This is a genomic window from Cyanobium sp. Aljojuca 7D2 (assembly GCF_024346415.1).
Taxonomy (GTDB): domain Bacteria; phylum Cyanobacteriota; class Cyanobacteriia; order PCC-6307; family Cyanobiaceae; genus Cyanobium_A.
Window position 1 is genome coordinate 1 of sequence record NZ_JAGQCX010000010.1, and the last position, 12346, is coordinate 12346.

A 12346-nucleotide genomic window follows, 5' to 3' on the forward strand; every position below is an offset into this window, starting at 1 on the left:
CTCGAACTCGGTTGTGAAACGCTGCAGCGGCGACGATATTTGGGGGGCAGCCCCCTGAGAAAATAGCTCGATGCCAGGTAAAACCTTCATTCCATCTTCTAGTTGATCTGCTTTGGGGCGTCCTCCGTGAAGCCTGAAACGAGCAATCCGCCTTGAAGCAAAAAGCCACCCCCTGGGGTGGCTTTTTTGTTGGGCACTACTCTCCAGCCATCGCCCCCGAAAATCCAAGGTGTGGTTTCCAGTGCTGCATCCCGCGCGTCGACTCCGGCTGATGCGCCAAATCCGCCGGTTTCGATCGTTCTGGCTGGCTTATCGGCTTTGGTTGCGGATGGATTGCGTCGATCTGAGCGCCGCCTTTGCTTATCACAGTCTGCAGTCTGTCTTTCCCATTCTGCTGATCGCGTTGTCGCTGGCAGCGAAGCTGTTGGGCCGTGATGAGGGTTTGCTTGAGCGCTTGCTCAATATCGTTTCCGATGTGCTGCCTTCTACAGCGATTCCGGTCTTTACAGCTACGTTGTCGGCTTTTTTGCGCCAGGGCGTGGGTGCTGGGCTGCTGGGTGTGGTGGTGCTGGTGTTAACCGCTAGCAATGCCTACCTCACGCTTCAACGGGGCGCGGATCGCCTCTGGTGGGATCGCCCCGTTGGGTTTGAGGGCTTGTCGTGGTCGGCTTTGGTGCGCCGCTATCTGCAGTTGCGGATCAAGGCCTTCGGCCTGGTGTCGTTGTTTGCTCTGCTGATCGTGGTGGATCAGGCATTCACCAATATGCGCTTGCTGGGCTCCTCTGGACTGCGAGACGGGCTACTGGCCATCTGGCCCTGGGCTCGCGGCATCCAGCAGCCAGTGTCCTGGGGGCTGGATTTGATTATTTCCCTGGGCCTGAGCGTTTCCGCCTCGCTGCTGTTGCTTTGGGTGTTGCCATCACGTCGGGTCCCTTGGCGACCCTTGATCCCAGGGGCCGCGCTGATCGGGGTCTCGCTTACGTTTCTGAATCTGGTGCTGGGCCGCGTGCTCGTCACCCTGGGCGTCCGGTTTCAGGCCTATGGATTGGTTGGCGGCGTGTTGGTGCTGAGTCTCTGGGTCTGGTTGGTGGGCGTGATCCTCTACTACGGCCAATGTCTCTGTGTCGTTCTGGATCGACCTGGCCGCGCCAGGATGGGCTTCTCCTGACGGCCTGGGCAAGCGTCGATGCAGCGCTCGAACACCTGGATCTGGTTGTTGTTGGCGGCTCTGCTGTTGTTGGCGCCTGGCCCGCTCGGGCGTTTCGTGCTCGATCTTGTCGGCGGCATCACGCTCGCCCTGCTGTTGTTGCCGCTGCTGTTTGGAGCGGCGGGGTTCGTGGCTTGGCAGGTGATCCAGAGGCGCCTGCGCACCTGCCCAGCCTGCGGGTTCACGAGCATGGCCACCGACAGTTGCCCTGCCTGTGGCACTCCCTTCGGCGATGGCATCGATGCCGCGTCTCCCGTTGATCAACTGGATGTCAGCAACGTCACCATCGATGTGGAGGTGGTTGAAGACAACTGAGGCGCGCAGGATCTATGGGTTGCAGGCACCATGGCTTTTCGCCTTAACGCTCTTCAGGTGCGGGCAAGTTCCTCAAGCCGGCGTTCCCTCAGATACAGAAACAGTGGCGCGCCGCAGGCAAATGCCAACGTGACGCAGCTCAGCAGCACCCAGGCCAGCCCGCGCATCTGCAGGCGCCGGCTTTCCTGCACCATCCAGATCACCACCGCCGTTGCCCCGATGGCCAGATCGCGCGATAGCGAACTCGCCGCCGGATTGGCATTGGCCAGTTGCACGAACAGCCCTAGGTCAAAGCTGGCGCCGTATTCGCGGATGAACGCAAGGTTGGACAGCCAGGGCAGGATCGCTCCAGCAATTGCCAGGGCGAGATAGAGCCATTTCACGGCCCTAGGGCTGCCGCCTGGTTGGGTGGCGTTGTCGGATGTCAGTTCGGTTGAGGGGGCCATCGTGGTTGCAGGGTTCAGCGGGACTCGGCGGACATCAAAGGGATTCAGGCCTTAGGGGGATTCCGACATCGGCCCCACTGCCTCGTTGCTGTCGTCCCACAGCAACAGTTCCTGTTCCACGCTTGCGAGCACGCTCTCGCAGCGCTCGAGGTAGGCCCGCGCGCGCCGATACAGGCCGGTCATCTCCTCTACGTCAAGGTCGTTGGCCTGGAGGGCGGCCAGGGTGAGTTGCAGAGCTGTTTGTGCTTCGTTGTAGCTGAGATCAGCCGCGGCCGTGGCGGCAGCGTTCTGATCACCGGTGCCGCTTGTTTGTCGGGGTTTCGCCTTGGGCATGGTTCAGCGTGACGGGTTTGGCTGGGCCTCGGCCTGAATGTCGCGCACCACGGCATCGGCGCGGCCATCCCGGAGCTGAACGACCACAGGGCTTCCCACCTGCAGCTGCCGGATCGATCGCACCAGCGTGCCATCGGGGCTACGGAGCAGGCTGAAGCCGCGGGCCAGCTGGTGCTCGGGCGAGAGCGCTTGCAACAGATGCTGCGCCTGCAGCAGGTGCTGGCGCTTCGATGCCAGCAGCCCGTGGGGGTGGAGGCCCAGCAGGCGCTCGCGCTCCCGCCCCAGGCGTTGCCCCTCGGCCTGAAGCCGCCACTGCACCAGCTGACGCAGATGGCGCGCCTGCTGCCGCAATCCCTGGAGCGTGGCGTGGCGATCGGGCAGCAGGGCGACCAGCGCGGCGGTGGGGGTTGCGGCCCGCAGGTCAGCCACGAGGTCGGCGATGGTGGTGTCGTCTTCGTGGCCAATGCCGCTCACCACGGGCACCGGGCAGGCCGCCAGGCTGCGGGCGACTTCTTCGTTGTCGAACAACGCCAGATCTTCACGGCTGCCGCCACCGCGGCCGATCACCACCGCCTCGATCCCCAGGGCCTCCGCCTGGCGCCCCAGCTGGTGCAGGGCGCGGCAGATCTCGGTTTGAACCGGACCCTGAACGGGGATCGGCACCACGAGCAGCCCGGTGGCGGGCCAGCGCTCCCTGGCGGTGCGCAACATGTCGGCGAGGGCCGAGCTGGGACGGCTGGTGAGCAGGGCAATCCTGCGCGGGAAGGGGGGCAGGGGCCTTTTGCGGGCCGGATCCAGCAGGCCCTCGGCCGTCAGCCGTTCTCGCACCTGCTCAAACTGGCGCAGCACGCTGCTGAGGCTGGGCCGGATGTCGAGGGCCTGGACGCACAGGCTGGCCCGGCTGCTCCAGAAGTTGAGCTTGCCCACCACCACGACGCCGTCGCCGTCTTCAGGAACAAAGCTGAGTTTGCCCAGTTGGGAGGCCCAGACCACCGCGGAGATCGAGGCCTGGTCGTCGACCAGCGTCATCCACAGATGGCCCTTCTTGAGCTGGGGGCGGCTGACGGTGGCATCCAGCAGGAAGCGGGGCGCAAAGCCCCGTTCCAGCAGGCTGGCCACGGCCCCATTCAGCTCCGCCACGCTGTAGCGCGGGATGGCAGGACTGTCCCCTGCGCTCGTCATTGCTGCAGCTGGCGGTAGCAGCTCCACCAGTAGAGGCTCACCAATCCGGCGACCAGGGCCACCGCCTGGCCGATGGGATGGTCGATCCGGATCAGCCCTGCCGCACAGATCACCAGGGCGCTGCTCAGCAGCCTCGAGCCATCACGGCGGTTGTTGACGTAGAAACGGGCCAAGGTGGCAGCGCCGGAAGGGTCCAGTTTGGCCCAGCCGCCCTGGATTCCGGCTTGACAGCTCTGGGTGCCTCCCTTAGGCAGGGACGGTCAGCGGTCGCCCTCATCACCTCCCTGCGCCCATCTTCTGGTCTGTCACTGCGCCAGCGCCTGCAGGCGCAGATGTCGGCCCCCTTGCCGGAGCAGCCTGAGCTGGTGCTCGTCACCGACCTGGATGGCACCCTGCTGGGCGGATCGCTCGCGGAGCGCCGCCGCTTTTACGCCTGGCTGGAGCAGCAGCGTGGCCGGGTGCTGCACGTGTTCTGCACGGGCCGCGACCTGGGCTCTGTGGCCCGGTTGCTGGCGGAGGACGAGCACGTGGGCCTACGGGCGCCGCACCTGGTGATCGGCGATGTGGGCTGCACCGTGGCCTGCGGAGCGAGCCTGGAGCCGCTGCCCCTGGCGGTGGATCCGATTGAGGCCCGCTGGCAGGGCAAGCCCGATCGTGTGCTGGCGGTGATGGCCGGGGCTGCGGGGGTTTCCCCCCAGCCGATCAGCAGCCAGCGGAGGCTCGCCTACTACTACGACCCCGAATCCTTCGACCACGGCCTGATCGCCGAGCTGGAGGCCCACGGCGTCGATTGCCTGCTCTCTGACAACCGCTACCTCGATGTGCTCCCCGCCGGAGTCAACAAGGGCAGCACGTTGCAGGCCCTGGTGCAGGCCCTGGAGATTGATCCCGCCCTGGTCGTCACCGCGGGCGACACCCTCAACGACCTGGCCATGTTCGAAACCGATCTGGCCGGGGTGATGGTGGGGAATGCCGAGCCGGCGTTGCGGGCGCAGGCTCACCGTTTGCGACGCACTTACCTGGCCCGATCCCCGGGGTGTGAGGGAATCTGCGAAGGCTTGCACCACTTTGGATTTGGCCACTTGCTGCCCCAGCGCTAACGCTTGCCCTCCTGCAGGCGCGCCTTGGTGAGGGCTGTGGCCTGGGCCTGGCGCGGATCCTCCGGCCAAGGGTGCTTGGGGTAGCGCCCCCGCAGCTCCTTGCGCACCTCCGGATAGCCGTGCTGCCAGAAGCCGGCCAGGTCTTGGGTGATGGCCGCCGGCCGGCCCGCCGGGGTCAGCAGGTGCACCGTCACCGCCAGCCGGCCGTCGAGCACCGTGGGGTTGGCGTGGGCCCCGAATAGTTCCTGCAGCTTCACCGCCAGCACCGGTTGCCCGCTGCTGTAGTCGAGGTTCACCGCGCGGCCGGAGGGCACTGGCAGAGCTGCCGGCAGCAGCCGCTCCAGCTCCGGGCGCAAACTCCAGGGGCAGTCGCCCCAGAGGGCTTCAGCCAGGGGCAGGCTCTGAAGCTCCTCGCGGCTGCGCAGCCCCAGCAGATGGGGGGCCAGCCAGTGCTCCAGGTCATCCAGCAGCCGGGGCAGGCTGCGGTTGGGCCAGGGATCGCCCAGCTGCTGGTGGGCCAGGGTCAGGCGCTGCTGCAATTGGCGGCTGCTGCGATCCCACGGCAGCACCTCCAATTCCAGCTGCCGCACCCCGTCGAGTAGGGCGCTGCGGATGCGCTCGGGGTCGGCCTCTGCCCAGGGGCGGCGCTCCAGCACCAGGGCTCCGAGGCGGAGGCTGCGTTCGCAGCGCACCCGCTGGCTCTCCCCATCCCAGCGAGCCTCCAGCACTGTGCGCCCCAGGCCGCCAGGCTGCTCGGCCAGCTCCCGCAGCTGCTCGGGGTCGAGGGGCACGGCCAGCTGGATGCGGGCATCCTGGCCCTGGCCATCGAGCTGGGCGATCGCCAATGCGGCGCAGGCCACCAGGGGGTCGTCAGGGTGGAGCATGGCGCCGCGGCCGCCGCTGAGCAGAAACCGGCCGGCTTGCCCGGGGCGGGCCAGGGCCAGCCGTTCGGGAAAGGCCGCGGCCACCAGTTGGGCCACGGTGGTTGCGCTGGTAGCGGTGGGGACTGCTGCGCTTTGGGGGGGATGCGTCTGCTGGGAGGGCAGCTGGCGCACCTGGCGGCGCAGCTGGGCCTGCAGCTGGCGCAGGCGTCGCCGGGGCCCATCGGCGCCACCCGCCTGTCCCAGCCAGTCGAGGCGGCGCAGCAGATCACTGCCGGCCTCCTGGCGTGTCAGGGGATCGCGCTCGCTCAGCAGCACTGCCAGGGCGCAGGCCAGATCGAGTTGCCCGAGGGATGCGCCCAGCAGCAGCAGCTGGGCCAGGCGCGGGTGCAATCCCAGCTGAGCCAGCTGCTGACCATGAACGTTCAGTCGTCCTTGCACGTCGAGGGCGCCGAGCTGCTCCAGGCGTTGGCGGGCCTCGTGCAGGGGGGCTGGTGCGGGCGGGTCGAGCCAGGCCAGGTCGGCGCCGAGGGGATCGCCCCATTGGGCCAGTTGCAGAGCCAGGGGCAGGGGATCCACCTCCAGCAACTCCGGTGGGTCGTAGGCGGGGCGCCGTTGCTGTTCGGCGGGTGACCACAGCCGCAAGCAGCGGCCCGGGCCGAGGCGTCCTGCCCGGCCGGCCCGTTGCTCCGCACTGGCCTGGCTGGCGGGCACGGTCACCAACCCGTCGAGTCCGCTGCCGGGATCGAAGCGGGTGCGGCGACTCAGGCCGCTGTCGAGCACCAGGGTGACGCCCGCGAGGGTGAGGGAGCTCTCGGCGATGGAGGTCGCCAGCACCACCTTGCCGGCCGGATGGTGGGCTGGACCGATCGCGCGGCTCTGGGCTGCCAGGGGAAGGTTGCCGTGCAGGGGAATGCAGTCGATCTCCCCGCCCCAGGCGGTGGCGCTGATCGCCCGGTTGCAGGCTTCGATCTCGCGCAGTCCTGGCAGAAACACCAGCACCGTTTCGCCATCGCCCCGCTGGTCGAGCCAGTGCTGCTCCAGCCCCCGCACCACCTGCTGCTCCAGCCGCTCGCCCGGTCGCGGAGGCTGGTGGCTGATCGCGACCGGATGGCAGCGTCCCTCACTGCTGAGCACGGTGGCCTCCGGCAGTTGCGTGGCCAAGGGGGCGAGGTTGAGGGTGGCCGACATCACCACCAGCCGCAGATCTGGCCGCAACAGCTCCCTCACCTGGCGCACCAGGGCCAGGGCCAGGTCGGTGTCGGCGCCGCGCTCGTGGAACTCGTCGAAGATCAGGCAGTCGACCCCCTCGAGGGCGGGTTCGCGCTGCAGGCGACGCAGGAACAGGCCGTCGGTAAGCACCTCCAGGCGGGTGGCTGCCGACGTGCGGGATTCCAGCCGCACGCTGTAGCCCACGCGCTCCCCTACCGCTTCGCCCAGTTCGGCCGCCAGCCGCTCAGCCGCTGCCTTGGCGGCGAGGCGGCGGGGCTCCAGCATCCAGATCCGCCCGGAGCCCAATCCGGCCAACAGGGCCAGCGGCACCCGGGTGGTTTTGCCGGCGCCCGGCGGGGCCTGGAGCAGCACTGTTGCCCCCGGGGAGCAGGCTTCCAGCAGGGGCTCCAGCAGGCCATCGATGGGCAGGGGCGCTGGCGTGGCGGCCTCAGCGCACGTGGCGAACGCCATCAACCGGGTGGTAGGCCTCGCCGGTGAGCTCTTCGTACACAATCGCCGGCAGACCGGTTTCAAACATGGTCTGCAGGGCTTCTTTGAGGTAGGGGTTCCAGCCGCCCGTGCTCACCTTGCCGTGGCGCACGGTCCAGTCCCAGGTGCCCTGCAGGTCGCGGGGGATGCGGCCTTCGCGGTCGCGCCGGGCCACAAGGTCCTGGGATTCCACCAGGCCTACCAGGATCGGATCTTTGCCGTAGGCAGGGGTGATGCTCAGCTCGAGCCGGATCGGATCCTCCTTGATCAGCTTGAGGCGAAAACGCGGCGGCAGCTTGAGATTGCGCAGCACTGCAGCCACGATTCGGGTCCGTTGATCCACCGTCTGTCTCCGCTGAAAAGCACGTGCTCAACGGTGAGCCTATTCAGCTGGGGTCACCGGGGTAAGCCGGCTGTTCGTTGTCACCGCTGAAGCGCACGGTGAGCAGGTCTTCCTGGGTGAGCTGGCCGTCGGCATCCAGCAGTTCGGGATGGATGGTGAGCCGCCCGGTGCGGTCGTTGCCGGTTGCCGTTGTGTTGGTGCTGCCGCCGGCCGCATCGGGATCGCCGGGGCGCGGCACGGCCCGAAAGCCCTGGCCCATCACCTTGAATGCCTGCCAGAGCAGGACCAGGAAACAGGCGCCGTACAGAAGCGGAAAGAGCTGGGAGATCAAGGCGTTCATGGCCGGGGGGGTGGCCGCAGATCAGGGGAGTCATGTCGCCTTCCCATCATTGCCTGATCTGTGCTGCTGGTGTTGGCCAGCAACCAGGCCCACAGGGTGGTGCAGGCGGCTCCAAAAGCCAGGAATGCAAGCAGGAGCCGCTCCATGTCCATGACTTGATGGAAATATTTACCAACTGTAGGGGTTTTGGCGCTGGTTGCGGCTCGCCGTGCTTGCTGGGGTCGCTGGCGCGTCTGGTGGGGGATCACCCCCTGGCGGGTGAGGCGGATCTGCTTAGGGTTTCGCCAGTTGTTGTGCTGTGGTGATGGCTGCATTGCGCACCTGGCCTTGGCTGTGTTCCGGCCTGATCGCTGCGGGGCTGCTGGTGTCGGCGGGAGAAGGGGGTGGTGGGGTTGGAGCCGGCCTGGGTGCTGGTGCCGTACGGGCCCAGGGGGTTGCCGCGCCGAGTTTGGCCCGTCAGTCGTTTGTGGCGGCCGCCGTGCGCCGGGCCGGGCCAGCCGTGGTCACCATCGACACCGAGCGCACCGTGGTGGTGCCCGGGGCCGGTGGCGGGTTGCCGCGGGGCTTGCTCAACGACCCCCTGTTCCGCCAATTCTTCGGCATGCCCCAGCTGCAGCAGCCCTCGCAACGCACCGAGCGCGGCACCGGCAGCGGCTTCATCTACCAGGCTGATGGGCTGCTGCTCACCAATGCCCATGTGGTGGAGAAGAGCGACCGGGTGACCGTGGGGATGCAGGACGGCCGCCGCGTGCAGGGCACGGTGGTGGGATTGGATCGCCTCACCGACTTGGCGGTGGTCAAGCTGGCCGGCGGCGGTCCCTGGCCGGTGGCGCCCCTGGGTAATTCCGACACGCTGCAGGTGGGCGAATGGGCCATTGCCGTGGGCAATCCCTTCGGGCTCGACAACACCGTGACGATGGGGATCATCAGCAACCTCAACCGCAACGCCAGCAAGCTCGGCATCACCGACAAGCGGCTGGACCTGATTCAGACGGATGCGGCCATCAACCCTGGCAATTCCGGTGGCCCCTTGCTCAACGCTGACGGTGAGGTGATCGGCATCAACACCCTGGTGCGCACCGGTCCGGGGGCTGGACTGGGGTTTGCGATCCCCATCAACAGGGCCAGGGAGATCGCCCGTCAGCTGGTGACTTCCGGTCGGGCCAGTCATCCAGTGATCGGCGTGGGCCTCGACGCGGTCAAGCCCGGAGATGGCACAGGCCTGAGCCAGGGGGTGCGGGTGATGTCGGTGCAATCGGGTAGTCCGGCGGCCCGGGCTGGCCTGCAGCAGGGCGATGTGATCGTGGCGGTGGGTGGACAAACCATTGCCAACCCACCCCAGTTGGTGGCTGCGGTGGAGCGGGCTGGGGTGGGCGGCAGCCTGCCGCTGAGCGTCAACCGGACCGGACGGGTGGTTCAGATCACGGTGGTGCCGGCCCAGCTGGGTGGGACGCCCTAGGCCTCTTGCCCCCACTGGTGGGCAAGGCCTGGGGCGATCTTGGGTGGTGCGCCGAGCTGTTGGCGCATGACCCACTGGGTGGCGGCCTTCTGGCTGTGCCAGGCCTGCAGGAGCTGTTTGGCTATGCCCTGCAGGGTTTGGGGATCGGCGGTGGCCTCGATGGCTCTGTTCATCCGCTCCAGCTCAAATTGCTGGCCGAGGCTGAGGGCGAGTGGTTCGGACATGGCGCGCACCGCTGGGAGCTGTTGGACGTTCCAACGCTACAAAGTGTTTCAGTCCCGTGCGTAGCCGTTGCAACAGGGTGCCGCGCCTGTGCGGATTTGCTGTTGTGCGTTTGGGGCGCCCTGCGGAGCTCAGGGCTGCTCGCGCAGCTGTTCCACGCAGCGGGTCACGCAGGCGCCGTCGTCCAGGGAGCAGGTGGTGATGCACTCGAAGTACACCTCCAGCGCATCGCCGGCGTTGTAGGCCTCGCTGTGGGAGGTCATGCCGGCGTGTTCCATGCCGAAGCCGCCACCGCCCAGGTTTCCACCGCCCAGGTTTCCGGTTCCCAGGTTTCCGGCGCCCATGTGTCCGGTTCCCAGGTTTCCGGCGCCCATGTGTCCGGTTCCCATGTGTCCTATACCCATGATCTCCACCAGTAGCGACGTCTTGTCAGCCTATGCACACCAAACCAGGGGCACCACTGAAATGAGTCTTCCTGCCTAAGGGACCGTGAAGTTGTGTGTTGTCCCGGGTGTGTTGCGGCGGCGGCGGGATGGCTTCAGCTCGCTTTGGCCTGAAGTTTGCGGGAGGCCTGCTTGGCTTTGTTGGCGGCCTGTTTGGCCGCCTTGCGCTGGGCTTCCGCCGCCTGGCGTGCCAGTTCGGCCTCTTCCTCTTTCTTGCCCAGGTAGTAGGCGTAGTCACCCCGGTAGAGCACCAGCTGGCCATCGCGGATCTCCACAATCCGGTTGGCCACCCGGGAGATGAAGTAGCGGTCGTGGCTCACCAGCAGGGCGGCGCCCTCGTAGTCGATCAGGGCGTCCTCCAGCATCTGCTTGGCGGGAATGTCGAGGTGGTTGGTGGGTTCGTCCAGCACCAGCAGGTTGCAGGGGGAGAGCAGCATCAGGGCCAGGGCCAGCCTGGCTTTCTCGCCACCTGAAAGTTTTCCGGCCTCCTTGAACACGCTCTCGTTGGAAAAGCAGAAGCTGCCCAGCAGGGAACGCACCTGGGTCTGGGTCCAGTCGGGAACGACCTCGAAGATCGTGTCGATCACAGTTTTGGAGAGGTCGAGGGCTTCGGCCTGGTTCTGCTCGAAGTAGCCCGCCACCACGTTGTGCTCCCCCAACCGGGCGGCGCCGTCTTCGGGTTGTTCGCTGCCCATGATCAGCCGCAGCAGGGTGGATTTCCCGGCCCCATTGGGCCCAACAAAGGCAATGCGGTCGCCCCGCTCCACCTCCAGCTCCGCCCCCAGAAACAGGATCTGGTCGCCGTAGCTGTGGGTGAGGTTCTGGATCTCTGCCACCAGCCGCCCTGATCGGGGGGCTTCAGGGAATCGGAAGCGCGGACCGCCGACACTCTCAATCGGCGCCTCCACGCGCTCAACTTTCTCCAGCAATTTTTCGCGGCTCTTGGCCTGGGTGGAGCGGGTGGCGCTGGCCCGGAAGCGATCGATGTAGGCCTGCTGGGCACTCAGTTCCTTCTGCTGCCGCTCGAAGGCCGCCTGGGTGGCCTCGCGCTCCAAGGCCTTCTGTTCGAGGTGCTGGCTGTAGTTGCCGAGGTAGGTGCGCGACACCCCACGCTCCGTTTCCACGATCTGGTTGCAGACCCGATCCAGAAAGGTGCGGTCGTGGCTGATCACCACCAGGGCTGCGGTCTGCTCGACCAGGTAGCCCTCCAGCCACTGGATCGTTTCCACATCCAGGTGGTTGGTGGGCTCGTCGAGCAGCAGCAGATCCGGCTCCTGCAGCAGGATCTTGCCCAGCGCGATGCGCATCTGCCAACCGCCGGAGAAGTCGCCCACCAGCTGCTCGGCGCCCTCGGGGGTGAAGCCGATCGTGGGTAGCAGCTTGTCGATGCGGGCATCGAGCTCGTAGCCATGCAGGGCTTCGAAGCGGCTGTGCAGCTGGCCGAGCTCGTGGATCAGCGCATCGAGATGGTCGGGATCGGTGGCCGCCTGCTCGCTGGCCATGGCGTGCTCCACCGCGTGCTGGCGCATCAGCACCTCAGCCGCTTCGCCGAAGGCCTGGAACAGCTCCTCCCGCACCGTGCGGGTTGGATCCACGTCGAATTCCTGCTGCAGGTAGGCAATGCGGGGTTCGCCCTGCTTCACCACCGCGCCGCTGCTGGGCTCTTCCAGCCCAGCGATGATCTTCATCTGGGTCGATTTGCCGGCCCCGTTGACGCCCACCAGGCCGATGCGATCGCCGGCCTTCACTTCCCAGGTGACGTCCCGCAGCACCTCACCGGTGGGATAGATCTTGCCGATGCGTTCGAGGCGGAGCACGGAGTCTGGGAAAGGCGAGGGGCGGGCAACCGGGCCAGCTGCTCCAAACCATCATCCCTGGTGGCCGATCTGGAGAGGGCTGGGCCCTGGGCTGGCTGGTGCAGACTCCATTCAGAGAGCCTCCTGTGCCAGCGATGATCAAGCGCTTAGAGCAGGTGGCGGCCCTGGTGGTCGCAGCTGGCCTGGCGATCGTCAGTTACTGGCTCTTCTTCAGTTGGGCCGGTGGCGACAGGGATCGGCGTCCCGACCGGGAGCGGAGCTCAGAGGCCGCCCCGGGCCTTCACCAGCCACTGCTTGCTGTCGCTGTCATCGAGGCTGGCGACGTAACGGCGCACCTCCTCAGCGGTGACGGGCAGGTTGAAAGCCGTTCCGAGGTCCACAATCCGACCCACGGCGCCGTTGGGATCCTGCAGGGCCTGCCGGAACAGGGCCTGGGTTAGCTCCTGGTCTGCGCTGATCCGGCCATAGAGCTCGGCGGCATTGCCTGCATTCAAGTTGCTGGCATTCACGTTGCTGGCAGTCATGGCAGACAGCTCGATGGGCCGAGGTTACTGGCT

Annotated in this window: 15 protein-coding genes; 4 read left to right on the top strand and 11 right to left on the bottom strand. The window is 66.9% G+C overall.

Going from position 1 to position 12346, the window contains the following annotated elements; all coding sequences use genetic code 11:
• The first annotated feature begins 328 nt into the window (after window positions 1-328).
• On the top strand, window positions 329-1168 hold the full coding sequence (locus tag KBY57_RS10890; protein WP_254995896.1) for a YihY/virulence factor BrkB family protein: 840 nt from the start codon (window positions 329-331) through the stop codon (window positions 1166-1168).
• Window positions 1169-1186: 18 nt separating this feature from the next.
• Window positions 1187-1522 carry a zinc ribbon domain-containing protein gene (locus KBY57_RS10895; protein WP_254995898.1) on the top strand — a complete coding sequence of 112 codons (336 nt, stop codon included), beginning with the start codon at window positions 1187-1189 and terminating at the stop codon, window positions 1520-1522.
• A 53-nt stretch (window positions 1523-1575) separates the two neighbouring features.
• On the opposite strand, the gene KBY57_RS10900 is transcribed toward KBY57_RS10895, so the two are convergent.
• Genes KBY57_RS10900 through KBY57_RS10915 form a run of 4 tightly spaced genes read right to left on the bottom strand, consistent with a single transcriptional unit; the run spans window position 1576 to window position 3656 of the window.
• Window positions 1576-1968, bottom strand: a complete 393-nt coding sequence (locus tag KBY57_RS10900) for a DUF2834 domain-containing protein (protein ID WP_254995901.1) — start codon at window positions 1966-1968, stop codon at window positions 1576-1578.
• Window positions 1969-2019: 51 nt separating this feature from the next.
• A complete protein-coding gene (xseB, locus tag KBY57_RS10905; protein WP_254995902.1) occupies window positions 2020-2301 on the bottom strand; it encodes an exodeoxyribonuclease VII small subunit in 282 nt (93 codons plus the stop codon).
• A 3-nt stretch (window positions 2302-2304) separates the two neighbouring features.
• Complete coding sequence (gene xseA, locus KBY57_RS10910) at window positions 2305-3483, bottom strand: exodeoxyribonuclease VII large subunit (protein ID WP_254995903.1); 1179 nt, start codon at window positions 3481-3483, stop codon at window positions 2305-2307.
• A complete protein-coding gene (locus tag KBY57_RS10915; protein ID WP_198953905.1) occupies window positions 3480-3656 on the bottom strand; it encodes a hypothetical protein in 177 nt (58 codons plus the stop codon). Before KBY57_RS10915 ends, xseA begins: the two co-directional genes overlap by 4 nt.
• Window positions 3657-3815: 159 nt before the next feature.
• Here KBY57_RS10915 and KBY57_RS10920 point away from each other — a divergent pair, with 159 nt between their 5' ends.
• The gene (locus KBY57_RS10920; RefSeq protein ID WP_254995905.1) at window positions 3816-4583 is read left to right on the top strand and encodes an HAD family hydrolase; all 768 of its coding nucleotides are present in this window, start codon (window positions 3816-3818) and stop codon (window positions 4581-4583) included.
• On the opposite strand, the gene hrpB is transcribed toward KBY57_RS10920, so the two are convergent.
• Genes hrpB through KBY57_RS10935 form a run of 3 tightly spaced genes read right to left on the bottom strand, consistent with a single transcriptional unit; the run spans window position 4580 to window position 7848 of the window.
• Entirely contained in the window at window positions 4580-7147 is a 2568-nt protein-coding gene (gene hrpB, locus KBY57_RS10925; protein WP_254995906.1) for an ATP-dependent helicase HrpB, read from the bottom strand. The genes KBY57_RS10920 and hrpB overlap by 4 nt on opposite strands.
• Window positions 7125-7508, bottom strand: coding sequence for a hypothetical protein (locus KBY57_RS10930; protein WP_094561644.1), 384 nt, complete (start codon window positions 7506-7508; stop codon window positions 7125-7127). Before KBY57_RS10930 ends, hrpB begins: the two co-directional genes overlap by 23 nt.
• 43 nt (window positions 7509-7551) lie before the next feature.
• On the bottom strand, window positions 7552-7848 hold the full coding sequence (locus KBY57_RS10935) for a DUF2973 domain-containing protein (RefSeq protein WP_254995907.1): 297 nt from the start codon (window positions 7846-7848) through the stop codon (window positions 7552-7554).
• 304 nt (window positions 7849-8152) lie between these two features.
• Here KBY57_RS10935 and KBY57_RS10940 point away from each other — a divergent pair, with 304 nt between their 5' ends.
• Window positions 8153-9307, top strand: a complete 1155-nt coding sequence (locus KBY57_RS10940) for a trypsin-like peptidase domain-containing protein (protein WP_254995908.1) — start codon at window positions 8153-8155, stop codon at window positions 9305-9307.
• Here KBY57_RS10940 and KBY57_RS10945 read toward each other — a convergent pair.
• The 4 genes from KBY57_RS10945 to KBY57_RS10960 form a co-directional block, all read right to left on the bottom strand.
• Complete coding sequence (locus KBY57_RS10945) at window positions 9304-9531, bottom strand: hypothetical protein (protein ID WP_254995909.1); 228 nt, start codon at window positions 9529-9531, stop codon at window positions 9304-9306. The genes KBY57_RS10940 and KBY57_RS10945 overlap by 4 nt on opposite strands.
• A gap of 129 nt (window positions 9532-9660) precedes the next feature.
• On the bottom strand, window positions 9661-9873 hold the full coding sequence (locus KBY57_RS10950; protein ID WP_254995996.1) for a hypothetical protein: 213 nt from the start codon (window positions 9871-9873) through the stop codon (window positions 9661-9663).
• A gap of 194 nt (window positions 9874-10067) precedes the next feature.
• The gene (locus tag KBY57_RS10955) at window positions 10068-11789 is read right to left on the bottom strand and encodes an ABC-F family ATP-binding cassette domain-containing protein (RefSeq protein WP_254995910.1); all 1722 of its coding nucleotides are present in this window, start codon (window positions 11787-11789) and stop codon (window positions 10068-10070) included.
• A gap of 260 nt (window positions 11790-12049) precedes the next feature.
• A complete protein-coding gene (locus tag KBY57_RS10960) occupies window positions 12050-12313 on the bottom strand; it encodes a hypothetical protein (RefSeq protein WP_254995911.1) in 264 nt (87 codons plus the stop codon).
• Between the last annotated feature and the right edge of the window lie 33 nt (window positions 12314-12346).